The organism is Pseudoalteromonas sp. C8 (assembly GCF_011378685.1).
Lineage (GTDB): Bacteria > Pseudomonadota > Gammaproteobacteria > Enterobacterales > Alteromonadaceae > Pseudoalteromonas > Pseudoalteromonas arctica.
The window spans coordinates 18342-37752 of the sequence record NZ_WTKT01000002.1; the positions used below are offsets into that span (position 1 = coordinate 18342).

Annotated in this window: 20 protein-coding genes; 14 read left to right on the forward strand and 6 right to left on the reverse strand. The window is 38.8% G+C overall.

Annotation, left to right across the window (positions count from 1 at the left end; translation table 11 throughout):
• Positions 1 to 6: 6 nt before the first annotated feature.
• The gene (locus GQR39_RS02020) at positions 7 to 1689 is read right to left on the reverse strand and encodes a chloride channel protein (protein ID WP_007584866.1); all 1683 of its coding nucleotides are present in this window, start codon (positions 1687 to 1689) and stop codon (positions 7 to 9) included.
• 322 nt (positions 1690 to 2011) lie between these two features.
• Between GQR39_RS02020 and erpA the strand changes: the two genes are divergently transcribed.
• Positions 2012 to 2350, forward strand: coding sequence for an iron-sulfur cluster insertion protein ErpA (gene erpA / locus GQR39_RS02025; protein ID WP_002958911.1), 339 nt, complete (start codon positions 2012 to 2014; stop codon positions 2348 to 2350).
• Positions 2351 to 2399: 49 nt separating this feature from the next.
• Here the strand turns inward: erpA and GQR39_RS02030 are convergent, their stop codons facing one another.
• A complete protein-coding gene (locus tag GQR39_RS02030) occupies positions 2400 to 2588 on the reverse strand; it encodes a hypothetical protein (protein WP_010555198.1) in 189 nt (62 codons plus the stop codon).
• A gap of 452 nt (positions 2589 to 3040) precedes the next feature.
• Here GQR39_RS02030 and GQR39_RS02035 point away from each other — a divergent pair, with 452 nt between their 5' ends.
• The gene (locus GQR39_RS02035) at positions 3041 to 3280 is read left to right on the forward strand and encodes a helix-turn-helix transcriptional regulator (RefSeq protein ID WP_007584874.1); all 240 of its coding nucleotides are present in this window, start codon (positions 3041 to 3043) and stop codon (positions 3278 to 3280) included.
• Between the two features lie 70 nt (positions 3281 to 3350).
• Here the strand turns inward: GQR39_RS02035 and GQR39_RS02040 are convergent, their stop codons facing one another.
• Genes GQR39_RS02040 through GQR39_RS02055 form a run of 4 tightly spaced genes read right to left on the reverse strand, consistent with a single transcriptional unit; the run spans position 3351 to position 7107 of the window.
• On the reverse strand, positions 3351 to 4730 hold the full coding sequence (locus GQR39_RS02040) for an MFS transporter (RefSeq protein WP_165734691.1): 1380 nt from the start codon (positions 4728 to 4730) through the stop codon (positions 3351 to 3353).
• Between the two features lie 50 nt (positions 4731 to 4780).
• Positions 4781 to 5401, reverse strand: coding sequence for a peptidylprolyl isomerase (locus tag GQR39_RS02045; protein WP_165734692.1), 621 nt, complete (start codon positions 5399 to 5401; stop codon positions 4781 to 4783).
• 2 nt (positions 5402 to 5403) lie between these two features.
• Positions 5404 to 5964: a YajG family lipoprotein gene (locus tag GQR39_RS02050; RefSeq protein ID WP_165734693.1), complete on the reverse strand. Its 561-nt coding sequence runs from the start codon at positions 5962 to 5964 to the stop codon at positions 5404 to 5406.
• Entirely contained in the window at positions 5965 to 7107 is a 1143-nt protein-coding gene (locus GQR39_RS02055) for a methyltransferase (protein WP_010555194.1), read from the reverse strand. It abuts the gene before it with no gap.
• A gap of 42 nt (positions 7108 to 7149) precedes the next feature.
• Between GQR39_RS02055 and GQR39_RS02060 the strand changes: the two genes are divergently transcribed.
• The 12 genes from GQR39_RS02060 (at position 7150) to GQR39_RS02115 (ending at position 19357) form a co-directional block, all read left to right on the forward strand.
• A complete protein-coding gene (locus tag GQR39_RS02060) occupies positions 7150 to 7761 on the forward strand; it encodes an alpha-ketoglutarate-dependent dioxygenase AlkB (protein WP_024589283.1) in 612 nt (203 codons plus the stop codon).
• 62 nt (positions 7762 to 7823) lie between these two features.
• Positions 7824 to 8135, forward strand: coding sequence for a BolA/IbaG family iron-sulfur metabolism protein (locus GQR39_RS02065; RefSeq protein ID WP_024589282.1), 312 nt, complete (start codon positions 7824 to 7826; stop codon positions 8133 to 8135).
• 107 nt (positions 8136 to 8242) lie between these two features.
• On the forward strand, positions 8243 to 9436 hold the full coding sequence (fabV, locus tag GQR39_RS02070) for an enoyl-ACP reductase FabV (RefSeq protein WP_165726552.1): 1194 nt from the start codon (positions 8243 to 8245) through the stop codon (positions 9434 to 9436).
• A 619-nt stretch (positions 9437 to 10055) separates the two neighbouring features.
• Positions 10056 to 11399: a Na(+)-translocating NADH-quinone reductase subunit A gene (locus GQR39_RS02075; RefSeq protein ID WP_165721278.1), complete on the forward strand. Its 1344-nt coding sequence runs from the start codon at positions 10056 to 10058 to the stop codon at positions 11397 to 11399.
• A 4-nt stretch (positions 11400 to 11403) separates the two neighbouring features.
• On the forward strand, positions 11404 to 12606 hold the full coding sequence (locus tag GQR39_RS02080) for an NADH:ubiquinone reductase (Na(+)-transporting) subunit B (protein WP_007584889.1): 1203 nt from the start codon (positions 11404 to 11406) through the stop codon (positions 12604 to 12606).
• Positions 12599 to 13351, forward strand: coding sequence for a Na(+)-translocating NADH-quinone reductase subunit C (locus GQR39_RS02085; RefSeq protein ID WP_007584890.1), 753 nt, complete (start codon positions 12599 to 12601; stop codon positions 13349 to 13351). Before GQR39_RS02080 ends, GQR39_RS02085 begins: the two co-directional genes overlap by 8 nt.
• Positions 13351 to 13983 (forward strand): NADH:ubiquinone reductase (Na(+)-transporting) subunit D, encoded by a 633-nt coding sequence (locus GQR39_RS02090; RefSeq protein ID WP_007584891.1) that lies wholly within the window; start codon positions 13351 to 13353, stop codon positions 13981 to 13983. The genes GQR39_RS02085 and GQR39_RS02090 overlap by 1 nt, the downstream gene beginning before the upstream one ends.
• A gap of 10 nt (positions 13984 to 13993) precedes the next feature.
• Complete coding sequence (gene nqrE / locus GQR39_RS02095; RefSeq protein WP_007584892.1) at positions 13994 to 14602, forward strand: NADH:ubiquinone reductase (Na(+)-transporting) subunit E; 609 nt, start codon at positions 13994 to 13996, stop codon at positions 14600 to 14602.
• 19 nt (positions 14603 to 14621) lie between these two features.
• On the forward strand, positions 14622 to 15851 hold the full coding sequence (gene nqrF / locus GQR39_RS02100) for an NADH:ubiquinone reductase (Na(+)-transporting) subunit F (RefSeq protein WP_007584893.1): 1230 nt from the start codon (positions 14622 to 14624) through the stop codon (positions 15849 to 15851).
• Positions 15852 to 15960: 109 nt separating this feature from the next.
• On the forward strand, positions 15961 to 16992 hold the full coding sequence (locus GQR39_RS02105) for an FAD:protein FMN transferase (protein ID WP_165734694.1): 1032 nt from the start codon (positions 15961 to 15963) through the stop codon (positions 16990 to 16992).
• 101 nt (positions 16993 to 17093) lie between these two features.
• On the forward strand, positions 17094 to 17306 hold the full coding sequence (gene nqrM / locus GQR39_RS02110) for a (Na+)-NQR maturation NqrM (protein ID WP_007376137.1): 213 nt from the start codon (positions 17094 to 17096) through the stop codon (positions 17304 to 17306).
• 1631 nt (positions 17307 to 18937) lie between these two features.
• Entirely contained in the window at positions 18938 to 19357 is a 420-nt protein-coding gene (locus GQR39_RS02115) for a hypothetical protein (RefSeq protein ID WP_007581161.1), read from the forward strand.
• The last annotated feature ends 54 nt before the right edge of the window (positions 19358 to 19411 follow it).

Genomic DNA, 19411 nt, shown 5'->3' on the forward strand with positions numbered 1-19411 from the left:
TATTGCTTAAAGTAAGCTGTTACGAATGGTTAAAATATGATGAATTTGATCCCAGCGTAATAGCCCCATAATTTGTTGATTATCTAAAAGGTTATAAACGTAAAGCGCACCACTTCTTTTATCTTTTAGTATATCGAATGCATCGGCTAGGGTGGCTTGGCTGCTGATGCCCTGCAAGCTAATGTAATTTATATTTATTGCTTCATCAGACATTAGCGTTAAATCGTATTCAGCGAGGCGATAGCCATTTTCTTCGTCAAAAACAATCAAGGGTGTTTGGCTATCCATGGCATCAAGCGTATTTTTTATTTGCTCTTTATCGTCTGAGTAAAGCAATTTAAAGTCTTCATCCATATCATCCATTATTCCCACTTTTTGTAATGCTTCGGTAGCGGGAGATACATGGTACGGCAATCCCTGAAAATCTAATTGCTGCAAAAATATGGAGCGATTTCCAAAAAATTGTAATGCAGTTACATATGCAGTGGTTATAACTATCATCGCAGGAACGATTATTTCAGGTGATGATGTAAGCTCCATTACTGTTGTTAATGCAGCAAGTGGTGCATGCAGTGTAGCCGCTAATAATCCAGCCATACCTAAAACCCCATACGTGCCCGCAATATCAGTACCCGGGCTAATATATTGAGCAAAAAAGGCCATTAATGTCCCAATTAATACACCAAGCCCAATTACCGGACCAATTAAACCACCAGGAATACCCAAACCAATAGCAAACAATGTGGCAAGTAGTTTAGCTATTAAAATGGTAGTAAGCAGCTTTACGTTATCAGGCGATTCAACCGCGATAGTAATCGCACTCATACCAGAACCCATAGCATGAGGCACCGCGTAAGCTATCAAGCTGGCAATACACCCTGCAATTAGTAAACGAGGAAACATACTTAAAGGTTTAAATGTTTTAATAATTAGCATTAAGTTTTGATTAAAGCTAAATGCTATAGCGCCCAGCGCCATACCGCATAATATTAAATAAGGGTAATGCCAACCACTTAATGGCGCTATTGTAATGAGTGCAAGTTCAGAGCCTTCACCAAAAACAAACTGCGTAGCGAGTGCACCAGTAACAGCAGCAAGCATGATTGGCACAAATATGTGTACTTTATATTCTCGAAGTACCACTTCCATTACAAAAATAACGGCTGCAAGTGGGGTATTAAACGAAGCGGCTATACCTGCTGCAACGCCGCAACCACTTAAAGTACGCATGGCGTTATGCGGTAAATGTAGTTTATCCGCTAAAATACTCGCACCTGTTGCGCCCATATGTACGGAAGGCCCTTCTCGGCCAACCGAAAAACCGCTAATGAGTGCAAGTGCGCCACCAACAAATTGATTAACCGTATTGTATAAAGGCATTTGCCCGTAATGGCGTTTAATACGATGAATAACAAAAGGAATGCCTAAACGGTAATGTTTAAAGCCAGTAAATGCAGCAAAGCACGCAATTAAAAATGCGGCTATTAATGGCATTAAAACGCGCTCAAGAGTCGGTAGGGTAGTAAAGTCGTCAGGTGTTTCCAAAAATAAGCTTTGAAAAAACAAAATAGTTAAGCGAAATAAAATAATAAAAAATGCAGCAATTAATCCGGCAACTACGCCTAATAAGCATAATTGTACAGATGTTTTAGGTTTTGCCAGTCGACGCCTGAGTTGCTCAAGCCACATGCATTATTTCCTCGCCGCATTTTTCAGCAGCATTTTAGCAAAAGAGTTTAGTTAAGTCCTTGTGATTTTGAATTTTTCGTAACTTATATTAACAATTTGCAGTAAAGATTAAGACCTATTTTTTATAACTAAAATTTTTAATGAATTTATAGTTTACAAGGGTCGCTTTTAGTTTGCTTAAGTATTATTTTAGTGAGCTAATGTTTAACCACTTTTTTACTAATTTATAGGTATAACTTAGAGTAAAGAGTTGTTTTACTATACTTGATTAAAACACTCGGGTATTAGATAATCACGCCATTGCGATATTGAGGGTTTTAAAATGTCTGAAGAATTACCAATTAAGTTCAGCGATGCAGCTGCTGTTCGCGTTAAACAGTTAATCGACGAAGAAGAAAATCCAGATTTAAAACTGCGTGTTTATGTAACAGGTGGTGGTTGTTCTGGTTTTCAATATGGTTTTACTTTTGATGAAAAAGCGAATCCTGGCGATTTAGAAATTGTAAAAAATGGTGTAACACTCGTTATCGATCCAATGAGCATTCAATATTTGGTTGACGGTGAAGTTGATTACACTGAAGGATTAGAAGGCGCACGCTTTTTTGTATCTAATCCTAATGCAACAACAACCTGTGGTTGTGGTGCAAGCTTTAGCGTTTAACAGCCAAACGCTAAATAGAATGAAGCCGCTTTTGCGGCTTTTTTAATGCCTACAAATCGGTTGGGGCATATTCGGTTATTTGCATTATCAATACAAAAAAGCCAAGTACAAAAGCAGAAAACGCTAAAATGTATATGAAGCCTTTTTTGCCTTGTTTAATTGGTACGCCGTTGTGGCGCAAAAAAAAGTACCAACCCAAGCACAACACAATCGGTAATAAAAAAAGAAGTCTGAACATTATTCGGCCTTTTTGGTGCTAATTATTGCTTAATCATAAACATGTGACGATAAATTGGAATAAAATTGTTATAAAAATTCATTTAAATATTTTATAACTAGAAATTAATTTATTAATACTTTTTGAGTACTTAGGTCAATATTCAGCGTTTATAAATATTTACTCGTGTTCATATTTGTACCGAGTATGTAATTAGTTATTTAACCAAAGTGTTAATAGTATATAATGTATCCAAGAATGAGACGGGCAAAATTTCATTCTCAATAAAAACAAATCTTTACCACATTATTAGCGTAGTTTTTTAGCTATATTGGTGGAGTGAGTAGCAACACATGCTTTGTTAAGCAATAGCTTGCTATTGAAAATATGGTATGACTGCTTACTTGCCTACAGCTATTGATAGAGACTACTGCTTTAATAGGTACGTCAAATCATCTAGTAGGAGATGTAAAATGATGGGCAAAACAGTTTCTTCTGAAGAAAATGCAAAGCTAACAAAGTGGCTTAAAAGTAAGCGCCACGAAAAGGGTCATACAATGCGAAGCCTAGCACAAGTGCTGGGAACGCCTCATTCGTTTATCGGCAAGATTGAAAATCAAGAACGCCGTTTAGATGTGATTGAGTTTGTTCGTTATTGTACAGCTCTAGAAGTTGATCCACATGAAGCACTTAGCTTGCTAAAAGTAGATTAACTCAAACATTGCTTAGTACACTTTAAGGGGCACTTGATAGTGCTAAGCAATATGTTAATGCAGGGATGCATTAAATATTTTTATGATAATTTTTCTCAAGCTCATATAGTTTATGCCTAATCAGGTATAAAAATATCAGCGAAGGTATAACCATCAAGGCTGTTAAAACAAAGAACAGCGACCAATTTCCCATTAACCAATCATCAATTACTACACCACTGTAGCTCGAAAGTAACGTTCGTCCTAAATTCCCTAATGACGCCAGTAATGCATAGTGTGTTGCACTAAATGCTCTATCGCATAACATCGATATAAAGGCCACCATAGCGACCAGCGACCATGCTTGCGTAAACCCATCAATAACAATAGCAAAGGCATACAGTCTTAAATCAGGGCCAACTAAAGCAATCCACGAAAAGGCTAAGTTTGAGGCCGCCATCGCAATGCCACTAACAAATAAACCCTTAACAATGCCATATTTTTGATTAAATAAACTGCCAACAAAGGTAAATATGATTGTAAGTACGGCAGTACCTACCTTTGAAAATGTAGCTATATCGCTATTGCTAAAACCAATTTCTTTATAAAAAACAATCGACATTCGCCCTAAAAACGCTTCGCCTATTTTAAATAAGAAAATAAACGCAAGTAATGCCAGTGCCGTTTTAACGCCATTTTTAGTAAAAAAAGCTCTAAAGGGATCAATAACGGTTACCGCGAGCCACGCAACAGTTTTTGTAAGAGGAGTTTGTTTTGCTGAAGAGAGTTTTTCAAGGTACACACGTTCAAGCTCTGCATGTACCGCTTCTCTATTTGATTCCGGCTCTTTTGCAAACAATGCTCCACTCATTAGCAGCAGCATTACAGCAGCTAAAAAGTAATAAATTTGTGGCCAGTCGAGCGAGGGGATATCAGCCATATAAAATGGAATTGCACCTAAAAGCGCATAACCTGTCCACCAACCAGATGTTGCCATAGCGGCTGCCGCTGTTGTTTTGTGAGATTCGTTTGCTTTAAGTGTGTCTATTCTGAATGCATCAATAGCAATGTCTTGCGTTGCAGAAGCAATGGCAATTAACAAACAAATTGCAGCAACAATTGCTAAATTAGCTTTTAAATCAAGCCCAGCTAATAATAAGGTGCCAATAAAAATAAAGCTCTGGCAAAATAGTATCCAACTACGACGTTGGCCTAGCCATTTATATAAAATAGGGAGTTTTGTACGATCGATTAAAGGCGACCATAAAAAATTTATACTGTAAGCGCCAAATACAATGCCGAATAGGCCAATCATGCTGCGGCTTAGCCCTTCATCCTTTAGCCAAGCCGACATAACAGAGCCAATTAATACCCACGGAAAACCGCTACTCATACCAAATATAAAAATATGGATTAAGCGTTTGTCTTTAAAGTAAGAAAAATATTCGCTAATAGAGAGAGATTTGCTCATAGGGCCTTCATTGGCTTTGATGCAGAGCAGCTAAGCTGCTCTTAAATAAATTACAGTGGAACTTGTTCAAGCATTTTAATATTTAAGATGATCACCGGTTTTTTAGGAACAAAATCGTAACCAATCTTTTCATTAAACCCTGTTTCAACAGCCATGATCTTATCAAGGGTATCGTAGCCATCCATTACATTACCAAATACTGCAAAACCCCAATCTTTCCCTGGATTTAAGTGATCATTATTATCCATGTTAAAAAAGAATTGGCGTGTTCCCGAGTGCGGTTCACGGTCCTGATACGCCATAGCAATGCTATACATATCGTTTTTCATACCATTGCCGCTTTCATTAAAAATAGGGTCATTTTCGTGTAAGCCGTCGTAATCTTTATCGTAGCCACCACCTTGAATAACAAAGTCGCGGTCATTTTCCACATCGCGCTCAATACGATGAAAAACACTGCCTTGATAGCTCTTATCTGACACGTAAGTTAAAAAGTTATTGACCGTAATAGGCGCTCTCGAACGGTCGAGTTCAACAACAATACTGCCCATCGTTGTTACGATTTCGACGCGTGGAAAAATATTATCTTTTTGCACAAAGCGGCCTTCTTGGGCTGCCAAGCTACTTACACTAAAAAATAGGCCTAAGCACATTAAAAAAAGTCGTTTCATAGTTAACCTTCTAAAAATTCTATTAATTCAGGGTCAGATACAATGCGGGTAATAATTTGCTCAGTCAACTTATTGAGCTGACCTTCTATTTTTACTCGCTCGTGACTAAACGGACCTTCTAAATTAGCACTGCCTCTATACACTTTACTAAAATTACTTGAGGCGCGAATAACGCGCACGCCAAGCTCTATATGGGCTTCGCTGGTATGGCTCACAAGTTTTTCGGTCACAACAGCCCGCAGAGCATGAATATCTACTTCAAAGCGAACAGTTGCCAAGTTAGAAATGCTGGCACCATTGCGGCTAAGGGCGCTGTCTAAAACACTTTTAACTGATTCAGTAAGACCTTGGCTTGCAAAGGTTTTAGTTTTGTCTGATTCAATAAGTTTAAGTGTTGATGAGTCGCCACGTAAATCAATTACACTGGTGCTTAAGCTACTATTTATAGTGCTTATTTGACCACTTTTATAAACAGGATTGAGTATTACTTGGCTAGGCTGATTCGCACAGCCACCAAGTATTAGTAATACACAACACCCAATTATAATGTTTGTTAATTTCATTTATAGCATTCCACTATTTTTAGTTGCACTTAGAACGACAAACTTTTTGTTTGAGCCTAACAACTTACAGTTTCCGAACATACGGTTTAATTTATCGTGATAATCTAAATGACGATTACCAATAATACGCAGCTCGCCGCCTTCTTTTAAAGTATCTTTTGCTTGTTTAAACATTTGCCAAGCAATGTGATCGGTAACAGCTTGAGCTTGGTGAAATGGAGGATTACAAAGCACCATATCCACACTGTCTCTTTCAAAGCCTGTTAAACAATCGTTTTCGATGAACTCACAGTTATCAAACTTATCGCCTAGGTTAATTTCTACATTTAACCGGGCTGACTCTACTGCCATGTAAGACTCATCAACAAAGGTAATTGATGCATTAGGGCAACGAGCAAGCGTCATTAATCCAACAACGCCGTTACCACAGCCTAAATCAATAATGCTTTTAGCTTTAGGTGTTTCTGGTAAGTAGTTAAAAAAGAAGCGCGCACCAATATCTAACGAATCACGCGAAAACACATTTGCATGATTTGTTATATTAAACTCAGTACCTTCAAGCTCCCATGTTATAGGGAAGTCTGCTGCTTTATATCCGCCTTTAGCTGTGCTTAATATAAGGCGAGACTTTTTAACTGCTAGGCTTGTTGTTGTTTCACCAATAAATTGCTCAAATGATTTTATTGTTGAATTATGAATTTCTTTTGTTTTACCTGCGGCAATTACTGGTGTACCAGGTGCAAGTACTTCACTAAGTTCACTTAATTGGAATTGTAAAAAACCTACATTACGAGGGATTTTAATAAGTACTAAATCTACATCCTCTGGTAATGCCGACAAACTATCTACTTGCGTAAACTCTGCTGTAGGCAGCTTGTTTTCTTGTAAGTTATAAGCCGCAGCTTGGTGGCTAATATAAGAATCATTAACTGAACAAACCGTTAACTTATTAAAATAACAAGCAAGTGCACCAAAGCTATCGTTTAAAATAAGCAATGAGCGACAATCTGGGTGATGTTCGTTAACATAATTGATAAGGTACTCATCTGCCGAATCCCACGCTTGTAAGCTGCGGTTTTTTTGATCCAATGGAAAGCGTTCAAGAGTAAAGGTTTTATCGCCTAGCTGGGCTTGCGTCGTCATAATGGTTCGTTGATCAGTAATCTAATGTAGGTAAATTCTAACATGCAACGGCAAAACGCCAACCCCCAACAGTTACCAAATGGCTTTTCTTATCAAAGTAGGGCACTTAGTGCACAAAAAAGCCTCGATCTATTTTATTATTTGCAAAAAAACCTACGTTGGCAGCAACCCGATGTAACCGTTTATGGCAAAACGGGGCCTATTCCACGACTGCAATGTTTCATGAGTGATTTAAATATTGAATACGGCTATTCAAGTAGTAAGCAAATAGTAGAACCATGGGATGAATTGTTACTTAATATGCGAAAGCGTTTAGAAGCACATTTAAACCAGCCTCTAAACTCATTGCTCGTTAATTATTACCGAGATGGTAATGATACGATGGGATGGCACAGTGATGATGAAATAGAGCTTGGTGATAAACCAACAATTGTGTGTGTCTCTCTAGGAGCTGATCGGGTTTTAAAGTTAAAGCACAAGGCGAGCAATAAAGTAACCGACTTAAAATTACAAAGTGGCAGCTGTTTAATAATGAATGGACATAGCCAACGAGATTATCAACATGCAATACCTAAGCAAACCACGCTTGCGCATCCGCGAATAAGTTTAACTTACCGATTTATAAAGCACATTAAGCAAAAGCAATTTAGTTAGCCAATCGCTGCGTTAAATTGTTATAGTAAGTGTATAAATTAGCTAATTAAAACGGTCTTTTTATGTCAATGCAGCAACAGATCCAAGAAAAAATAAGCAACGCCATTGCGTGTAAACATTTAAACGTGATTAACGAAAGCCATATGCACAGTGCGGGCACTGAATCACACTTTAAAGTAGTAGTGGTTAGCGAAGATTTTGCGGGTAAGCGTTTATTACAACGTCATCGCGAAATTAATGAAATTTTAAAAGATGAGTTAGCAAATCATATTCATGCACTCGCTATTCATACATATACACCCGATGAGTATGCAGAGCAGGGCGGCGAAGCGCCTGATTCACCCAATTGTATGGGTGGCTCTAAAATTAGCTAAGTAATGTTTTAGAGTATTTGATGAGTGTTTAACTGATCAGATCAGTGTTTTTAGTATTAGCCTTTAAACTAGCGCTAATTTTTATTGTAAAAGATATAGGATGATCAATGGTCATTAAGCCTAAAATTCGTGGATTTATCTGCACAAACGCACACCCAGCTGGTTGTGCAGAGCATGTTCAAGAACAAATTAACTATGTAAAACAACAAGGCGCATTAAAAAGTGCACCAAAAAATGTATTAGTTATTGGCGCATCAACAGGCTACGGCTTGGCATCGCGCATTACTGCTGCATTTGGTGGTGGTGCTAAAACATTAGGTATTTTCTTTGAAAAAGAAGGTACAGATCGTAAGACAGGTTCTGCTGGTTGGTACAATACCGCTGCTTTTCAAGAAGCTGCAGACGAAGCGGGTCTTTGGTCTAAAAATATTAATGGCGATGCGTTTTCTAACGAAATCAAGCAAAAAGCAATCGACACTATTAAAGCAGATTTGGGTAAAGTAGATTGTATTATTTACAGTCTAGCGTCTCCTCGTCGTACTGATCCAAATACAGGCGAAGTGTTCTCATCTACACTTAAGCCAATAGGTAATGCAGTAACCACTAAAAATTTAAATACATCAAAGCGTGAAATTGATGAAATTACTGTTGAAGCTGCAAATCAAGACGATATCGACAACACTATTAAAGTAATGGGTGGTGAAGATTGGGAAATGTGGATTGACGCATTAAAAGAAGCGGATGTATTAGCCGATAACTTTAAAACTACAGCGTATACTTATATTGGTAAAGAGCTAACATGGCCAATATACGGACACGCTACTATTGGTAAAGCTAAAGAAGATTTAGACCGTGCAACGGCTGCTATTAAAGAATCGACAAAAGATTTAAATGGTGAGGCGTATGTTTCATCACTTAATGCAGTAGTGACACAAGCAAGTTCTGCTATTCCTATTATGCCGTTATATATTTCTGCTTTATTTAAAGTTATGAAAGCAGATGGCACGTATGAAGGCACCATTGAGCAAATTCACGCATTATTTAGTGAAAACCTATATGGTGAATCGCCTCGCTTTGACGACGGTGGGCATTTATTCCAAAACTATAAAGAGCTAGAAGACGATGTGCAAGCACGCGTTCAAGCTGTATGGGATAGTGTTGATACAAGCAGCATTGATGAGCTAACAGACTATGTTGGTTACCATAATGAGTTTTTACGCTTATTTGGTTTTGGTATAGACGGTGTTGACTACGATCAAGACATAGATTCAGTTAAGCCAATTGCTAATATGATTGACTAACAGAACTTAGGGCCTGTTTATCTTTCGAGTTTAAATTTGCAGCAGTCTGTTTGGTATTTAGGCAAGGCAGAGCCTATGTAGTGTGGTTATTCCCCATAAATGGGCGATAACGTAGCATTAATGCCAAACAGGCGCTGCCCAAAGGGTTCTGCCTAGGGGCTATTTACTCTTTGTTGCTCGGTTTTTACTTAGCCCACTAGGTTACAAACCTCACGCCGCGATTAAATAGCCCCTAGATTGAACAAATTTTAATCCTGAAAGGTCAACAGGCCCTAGTTATTAAAAGCCGCAATAGCGGCTTTTTTTGTATTATGCGATTTGTTTAATTTGCGATGAAATCAGGAACGATAATTGCTTAGGCTACCACTTTGGTCTACCTTGATTTTTATTTAAATCACTTAACAAAACTAAATAAGTGTTTCTGTCGTATAATTTTCATAAATACACTCGCATAGTCATCTAAAATGATGTTAAAATCTCGACAATATGTGATGAGTTTTACTACGTTGCTTGTTTGATATTTCTAGCAAGCTGCTCTTTTGTAACTTGGAATAACTCAAATGGCGACGTGGTTGATACGATTTTTCAGTTTCTTTCCTTTAATGTAATGCAAGTGCGTATGATCAATATAAAAAAAGGTCTGGATTTACCCTTAGAGGGCGCGCCACAGCAAGTTATACATGACGGTTCTGCTGTCAAACGTGTAGCTGTGCTTGGCGAAGAGTTTATCGGTATGCGTCCAACCATGCATGTTCGTGTGGATGACCAAGTCAAAAAAGGCCAGGTACTTTTTGAAGATAAAAAGAACCCAGGCGTCCTATTTACTGCTCCAGCTTCTGGCACAGTAAAAGAAATAAATCGTGGTGCTAAACGTGTGCTGCAATCTGTTGTTATTGAAGTAACAGGCAGTGAGCAAATCACCTTTGACTCTTTCAAAGCAGACGAGCTTGCGAGCTTAGAGCGTGAAAAAGCCAAAGAAGTACTTATCCAGTCTGGTCAATGGACAGCACTTCGTGTTCGCCCATTCAGTAAAGTAGCGGCTGTGGATGCAAATCCTAGTTCTATTTTCGTGACCGCAACTGACACAAACCCATTAGCTGCAGATCCTGCAGTGATAATTGCCGAAAATGCGCAAGCATTTGAAGCGGGTCTTGCTGTTATTTCGCGTTTGACCGATGGCAAAGTATTTGTGTGTAAAAAAGCAGGTAGCCAAGTTCCTAGCTCATCTATAGCTCAAGTAGAAGTACATGAGTTTGGTGGTGTGCATCCGGCTGGCCTCGTTGGCACTCATATCCATCATCTTGATGCAGTTTCTGTTAGCAAACAAGTTTGGCATATTGGTTACCAAGACGTTATTGCGTATGGTCACCTATTCCTTACTGGTGAAATTTACACAAATCGTGTTATTTCGCTTGCAGGTCCTCGCGTTAAAAACCCACGTTTAGTGAAAACACAATTAGGTGCTTCATTGGATGATTTAGTGGCTGGTGAGCTAGAAGACGGAGATAACCGCGTTATTTCTGGTTCTGTTCTATCAGGTTCTATTTCAAACGGTGTTCATGCATTCTTAGGTCGTTACCACGTTCAAGTATCTGTTTTACTTGAAGGTCGCGAAAAAGAATTGTTTGGCTGGATTGCACCAGGTAGTGATAAATTCTCTGTAACGCGTACATTCCTTTCTCACCTTGCGCCGAGTCGTTTATTTAAAATGACAACGTCAACAGGTGGTTCAAAACGTGCCATGGTACCAATTGGTAGCTACGAGCGCGTAATGCCGCTAGATATTTTGCCTACTCTATTATTACGTGACTTAATTGCACGCGATTTAGACAGTGCAATTTCATTGGGCGCGCTTGAACTTGATGAAGAAGATTTAGCGTTATGTACCTTCGTTTGTCCAGGCAAATACGAGTATGGTTCTATCCTACGCGATTGCTTAACTACGATCGAGAAGGAAGGCTAGAGAGATGGGTTTAAAAAAATATCTAGAAGATATCGAGCCGAATTTTGAAGCCGGTGGTAAATATGAGAAGTTTTATGCACTGTATGAAGCAGCTGCAACTATTTTTTATACACCAGGCTACGTAAATAAAGGCGCGACACACGTACGCGATAATATCGACCTAAAACGCATGATGATTTTAGTGTGGATGGCGACGTTCCCAGCTATGTTTTTTGGTATGTTCAATATCGGTCATCAGGCCGCAGGTGCTTTAGCACAAGGTTTTGAACTAGCAAACACGTGGCAAGTTGGTTTGTTCCAGTTATTCGGTGGTGAATTAACCGCTGATGCAGGCTGGGGCGCTAAGATGTTCTATGGAGCATGTTTCTTCCTACCTATCTACGCGGTAACATTTGCAGTAGGTGGTTTTTGGGAAGTAATATTTGCTTCTGTGCGTAAGCATGAAATTAACGAAGGTTTCTTCGTTACTTCAGTATTATTCGCACTTATTTTGCCTGCAACGATTCCTTTATGGCAAGTTGCATTAGGTATTACGTTTGGTGTAGTAATCGCTAAAGAAATCTTTGGTGGTACTGGCCGTAACTTCTTAAACCCTGCTTTAGCCGGTCGTGCGTTCTTATTCTTCGCATACCCAGCTCAAATCTCGGGTGACACAGTATGGACAGCAGTAGATTCTTTCTCTGGTGCAACTATGCTAGGCCAAGCTTTCATCGGGCAACTAGACTTTGCAAACATGGAGTTATGGTGGAATGCGTTTTACGGTTTCATTCAAGGTTCTGTAGGTGAAACATCTACACTTGCATTATTAGTAGGTGGTTTGTTCTTAATTTACGTTCGTATCGCTTCTTGGCGCATCGTACTAGGTGTATTCCTAGGTATGGTAGCAACTGCATTTTTACTAAATGCTGTTGGCTCAGAAACTAACCCTGTATTTGCAATGCCTTGGTATTGGCATTTAGTACTAGGTGGCTTTGCGTTTGGTATGTTCTTTATGGCTACTGACCCTGTATCAGCTGCATTTACTGACAAAGGTAAATTGGCATATGGTCTATTAATTGGCTTTATGGTGGTTATGATACGTGTTGTGAATCCTGCTTTCCCAGAAGGTATGATGCTAGCAATCTTATTTGCTAACTTATTCGCTCCACTGTTCGATCACTTTGTAGTGCAGGCTAATATTAAGCGGAGGTTGGCACGTAATGTCTAGTAATAACGAATCAATCGGTAAAACGTTATCAGTTGTTGTAGCACTATGTTTAGTGTGTGCAATCATTGTATCGTTTGCTTCTGTACAGCTTCGTCCTTTACAGCAAGCTAATAAAAACAAAGATATTCAAAGCAATATCTTGGCTGCTGCGGGTATCGATAAAGTTGAAAATGTTTTAGAAACATTTGATGCAAAAATCGAAGCGCGCGTTGTAAACATGACTACAGGTGAGTTTGTAGATACAGACCCAACAATTTTTGATTTTGAAAAAAGCAAATATGATGCAGCGCTAAGTGTTTCTCTTCAAGAGAAAGGCGTTAAAGATATTGCTGGTATTCAACGTGTGACTAAAGAGTCGCCGGTGTATATCTCTAAAAAAGAAGATGGCTCAGTTGATGCAATTATTCTTCCTATCCAAGGCTACGGCTTATGGGGCTTAATGTACGGTTTTATCTCGCTTGAAAGCGACGCTGAAACAGTTAAGAGCATTATCTTTTACAAGCATAATGAAACCCCAGGTCTAGGTGGCGAAATCCAAAATCCACAGTGGACTGCTACATGGGAAGGTAAAGAACTTCCAATTCAAATTGTTAAAGGTACTGCGGGCAATGATGAGCATAAGATCGATGGTCTTTCAGGTGCTACATTAACGTCTAACGGTGTTGATCATGCAGTTGACTTTTGGACTGGCGAAAATGGCTTTGGCCCTTTCCTTGCGAAAGTACGTAAAGGAGCATTGAAATAATGGCTGATACTAAAGAAATGAAGGCGGTCCTATTTGGTCCGGTTTTAGCTAACAACCCAATCGCACTACAAGTACTTGGTATTTGTTCTGCGCTAGCGGTAACGTCTAGCTTAAAAAATGCGTTAATCATGTCAATCGCATTGACATTAGTAACTGCATTTTCGAGCTTCTTTATCTCGCTTATTCGTAACCAGATCCCATCATCTGTTCGTATCATCGTACAAATGACAATTATTGCATCGTTGGTAATCGTTGTTGACCAAGTATTACAGGCATTCTCTTACGCTACGGCAAAAGAGCTTTCTGTATTCGTTGGTCTAATTATTACTAACTGTATTGTAATGGGTCGTGCTGAAGCATATGCGATGAAGTCGCCACCAATTATGTCTTTCCTTGACGGTATTGGTAATGGCTTAGGTTACTCTGTAGTACTACTTACTGTTGGTTTCATTCGTGAGCTATTCGGTAAGGGTTCACTATTCGGTGTTGATATTATCCCATTAGTACAAGATGGCGGTTGGTATCAGCCTATGGGTCTATTGATCTTACCACCGAGTGCATTCTTCATCATTGGTTTATTCATATGGGTACTTCGTACTTATAAGAAAGACCAAGTAGAAGCTAAAGCGTAAGGGGCAAATAGTGGAACATTATATTAGTTTATTTGTAAAAGCCGTTTTTATTGAGAACTTAGCGTTGTCATTCTTCTTAGGCATGTGTACTTTTTTAGCAGTATCTAAAAAAGTAACTACATCAATTGGCCTAGGTATAGCGGTTATAGTTGTATTGGGTATTTCTGTACCTGTTAACAACTTGGTTTACCATGCGGTACTTGCACCAGGTTCACTTACTTGGTTAGGTTATCCAGATGCGGATCTTAGCTTTTTACGTTTCTTAACTTTCATTGGTGTTATTGCAGCACTTGTGCAAATTCTTGAAATGGCATTAGATAAGTTTTTCCCTGCACTATACAACGCATTAGGTATCTTCTTGCCACTTATCACAGTTAACTGTGCAATATTTGGTGCGGTATCTTTCATGGTTGAGCGTAACTATGACTTCGGCGAGTCTGTTGTCTATGGTATTGGCGCTGGTGTTGGTTGGGCGCTTGCAATTACATTACTTGCAGGTATCCGTGAGAAACTGAAATATTCAGACGTACCAGATGGCTTACGTGGTTTAGGTATTACCTTCATCACTGTTGGTTTAATGGGACTTGGCTTTATGTCATTCTCTGGTATTTCACTGTAAAGGGTAGCGAGGATAAATCATGGATTATCAGATTTTCTTAGGCGTTGGTGTTTTTATCGCTATCGTTGTACTACTAGTTTTAGTGATCATTGGTGCTAAATCTCAGTTAGTTGCAAGCGGTGACATCATCATCGGTATTAATGGCGATAAAGACAAAGCCATTACTACATCAGCAGGTAATAAGCTTTTAAGTGCATTATCTGAGTCAGGTATATTTGTATCATCTGCTTGTGGTGGCGGTGGCTCTTGTGGTCAATGTCGTGTACACATTAAAGAAGGTGGTGGTGATATCCTGCCAACTGAGCTTGATCACATTTCTAAAGGTGAAGCCCGTGAAGGCTGTCGTTTAGCGTGTCAGGTAAATGTTAAAAACGACATGGAAATTGAGCTTGAAGAGTCAATTTTCGGTGTTAAAAAATGGGACTGTGAAGTTATCTCTAACGATAACAAAGCAACCTTCATTAAAGAACTTAAACTGCAAATCCCTGGTGATGAGTCAGTGCCTTTCCGTGCGGGTGGTTACATCCAAATCGAAGCGCCACCTCACCATGTTAAATATGCAGATTTCGATGTTCCTGAAGAATATCGTGGCGACTGGAATCATTTTGGTTTCTTCGACCTGGAGTCAAAAGTAGACGAAGAAACAATTCGTGCATACTCAATGGCTAACTACCCAGAAGAAGAAGGCATCATTATGCTTAACGTGCGTATTGCTGCTCCGCCTCCAAGAAACCTAAGCTTGCCATGTGGTAAAATGTCTTCGTACATTTGGTCACTTACAAAAGGCGATAAGGTAACTATTTCAGGTCCATTTGGTGAGTTCTTTGCTAAAGACACAGATGCAGAAATGATCTTTGTTGGTGGTGGTGCTGGTATGGCGCCAATGCGTTCACATATCTTTGACCAACTTAAACGTTTGAACTCTAAACGTAAGATGAGCTTTTGGTATGGTGCACGTTCTGAACGTGAAATGTTCTACGTAGAAGATTTTGACGGCTTAGCCGCTGAAAATCCTAATTTCGTATGGCATACAGCACTTTCAGATCCACAACCTGAAGATAACTGGGAAGGCTACACTGGCTTTATCCATAACGTGTTATTTGAGAACTATCTTAAAGATCACGAAGCGCCGGAAGATTGTGAGTACTACATGTGTGGTCCTCCAATGATGAACGCGGCAGTTATTACTATGCTTAAAGATTTAGGTGTTGAAGACGAAAATATCTTACTAGATGACTTCGGTGGCTAACACTAATACCAAAACAGTTTAGTTTTGGTTAAAATACCAGCCTCGTAGCACTTGTGTTACGAGGCTTTTTTTATTCTTTAATTTTATCAATCTATTAAGTAGAGCTGTTATGAATCGAGTAAGTACTTCACAAGGCATAATGGCCTTTTTACTAATCACACTGACCTTATTACTGTCTGGGTGTGGCGAAAAACCAGAGTCGAGGGAAACCTTTTTAGAAGGTAAGACTATGGGCACCACTTATCATATTAAATATTACGATGAGCAGGGCCAGCTATCAGCTTCACAATTACAGCTGCAAATAGACGCTGTTTTAAAAGATGTGAATCAGTCTATGTCTACTTACATAGAAGACTCTGAAATAAATACATTTAACAGATTACCAGCAAATCAAGTTATGCCAATTAGCGAAGATTTTAGGGCTGTTATCAGCGAGTCTATTCGCTTAGGCGAATCAACTAAAACACTCGATGTCACTATGGGGCCTTTAATTGATTTATGGGGCTTTGGTCCTGATAAAAAACCAACCAATCGCCCAAGTGATGAAGCGCTTGCAAGTATGGTTGAAAAAATAGGTATTGATAAACTTATTTTAGATGAGCAAGGACTGTCTAAAACAGTTAATGGGTTAGAGCTTTCGTTTTCGGCAACGGCTAAAGGCTATGGTATTGATAAAGTAGCGCAGTTATTAGAAAGCCACAGTATTACCAATTACATGGTTGAGATTGGTGGAGAGCTGCGTATAGCAGGTGAAAAGCCAAATAATCAGGATTGGAAAATTGCGATTGAGCAACCAGATGCGCAACCTGGAGAGCGAAAGGTACACCGTGTTTTATCGCCAGGTACAAACGGTATTGCTACGTCAGGTGATTACCGTATTTTTTATAAAATGGATGGCGAGATCTATACTCATTTAATTGATCCCGTGACCGGCATGCCTATTAAGCACGACTTAGTGTCGGTAACTGTGCTTCATCCAAGCGCTATGACGGCAGATGGTTTAGCGACTGCACTTACTGTGATGGGTATGGAAAAAGCGCAAGCATACGCTCAGCAGCACGATTTACCGGTATACTTAATAGGTAAATCAAATGAGGGTTTAGTTACTTATTCAAGCCCTGCATTTAAACCTTATTTGTAGTATGGTGCTGGCTTGTTTATTTTCGCGTTATTTGGGTATATAATAGCAGTCGCTCAAAAATGTTTGAGTTTAATTAATTGCTGATCAATAGGGGCTAAGCAATGTCACTTTTTCTTCTTACTTTTGGCTTACTAATTTTGATAGTTTCGGCTATGGCCGTTGGTATGATCGTGCAAAAAAAATCTATGGCAAGCAGCTGTGGTGGTTTAGGTTCGGTTGGTATTGATAAAGCCTGTGATTGCGATGATCCATGTGATAAACGCAAAAACCGTTTAGCAAAAGAGCAAGCCTGGAAAGAAAACCAAATTATTTAAGCCCGTCTTAAATATTAAAAAGCGCTTTATAGCGCTTTTTTTGTGTCTGTAAAACTGCTTAACTCGATAGCTTCTAAAGTAATCCAATCTTAATGTATTAGACAAACGTCTATAGTTTAGTTTTTTTCACCTATTAGGTTTATTTTTCTCGTTTGTCAAATTGGAGCTAACACTCTAAAGTTTAACCATAGACACAGAGCAAGGCTCTCGTCATAAGCTTGAGGCAAGTTAGCCTCGCTTAAAAGAATCTTTATATTGTGTGTGAAGATGTTGTCAGTGTGAAAGACAACTCAAGTTCGGTGGATTCACTTCCATAAAGAACGAGTTTGAGTTGTTTTTATTCCCTTTCAATACCACGTAATGTAAACCAAGAATCTTTATATTGTGTGTGAAGATGTTGTCAGTGTGAAAGGCAACTCAAATTCGGTGGTGACTGCATTTGAGTTGTTTTTATTTCCCTACAATGCCACGTAATGTAAACCAAGAATCTTTATATTGTGTGTGAAGATGTTGTCAGTGTGAAAGGCAACTCAAATTCGGTGGTGACTGCATTTGAGTTGTTTTTATTTCCCTACAATGCCACGCAGTGTAAACCAAGAATCTTTATATTGTGTGTGAAGATGTTGTCAGTGTGAAAGGCAACTCAAATTCGGTGGTGACTGCATTTGAGTTGTTTTTATTTCCCTACAATGCCACGTAATGTAAACCAAGAATCTTTATATTGTGTGTGAAGATGTTGTCAGTGTGAAAGGCAACTCAAATTCGGTGGTGACTGCATTTGAGTTGTTTTTATTTCCCTACAATGCCACGTAATGTAAACCAAGAATCTTTATATTGTGTGTGAAGATGTTGTCAGTGTGAAAGGCAACTCAAATTCGGTGGTGACTGCATTTGAGTTGTTTTTATTTCCCTACAATGCCACGTAATGTAAACCAAGAATCTTTATATTGTGTGTGAAGATGTTGTCAGTGTGAAAGGCAACTCAAATTCGGTGGTGACTGCATTTGAGTTGTTTTTATTTCCCTACAATGCCACGTAATGTAAACCAAGAATCTTTATATTGTGTGTGAAGATGTTGTCAGTGTGAAAGGCAACTCAAATTCGGTGGTGACTGCATTTGAGTTGTTTTTATTTCCTTACAATGCCACGCAGTGTAAACAAAAAATCTTTATATTGTGTGTGAAGATGTTGTCAGTGTGAAAAGCGGCTCAATTTCGGTGGTGACTGAATTTGAGCTGTTTTTATTTGTGCCACACAATTATTATTCCTTCCAAAAAAACCTATAATTTTATTAAATATTCTGCTTTAAATTATTTTTAATTCAAGCTAACTCATTGTTTTTTTTATATTGTTATTTTTTATTAACAAAATAGCTTTGAAAGCTTAACCAAAATTAATTGATTTTTAGTTGAACAGAAAATTCTCTTTGTTATACTCACGTTCGAACTTTCAGTAAGTTTTGAAAGTTTGATTGATACGGATCAATTTTCGCTAGGTAAATATGTGCTAGCTGGATTTGATTGTATTTAGCACCTGGTTTTAGGGCTTACAACAGCAATGTTTTTTAAATTTTTCCATTGCAAACTGTATTCCTCTAATTTTGTTATAGTCATTTTAGTAGGTTAATGTTTTTGAACACACTTTCTTTGCATCATACAAATACGGATCTTGCCTCTGGCGAGCCGCAGACGTGTGAGCGCTTGAATAAAGCAGGCAAGGGCGTGTGTGTAGCTATAACTTTATTAGTGTTTAATACTGTAATGTTGCTAAGCGGTGCACTAGAGGATGCCTTCAAGCTTGAAGCGCTATTAAGTGATGGGTTTATTGTAGAGCCGCTGTTACTTACTATTGTGCAATTTTTAGCTCATCCGATCATATCAAGTCAGTTACTTATTGGCCTTTGCTGGCTATTGTTCCATATTTTTCCAGCGCGTCGTGCTGGAATTATCCTCCGTAAAGCAGCCTTTGCTTTTAGCGAGGCTAAAGTTCTTCAGCCAGTGCAAGTTGCACACGGTTGTCGTGCTCCACCTAGCTTTACAGGTTGTCTGTAAGGCTGCATTTTGTTGCTGGTTTTAATTATTTGTTCTTGCTGTAAATAATTAAGG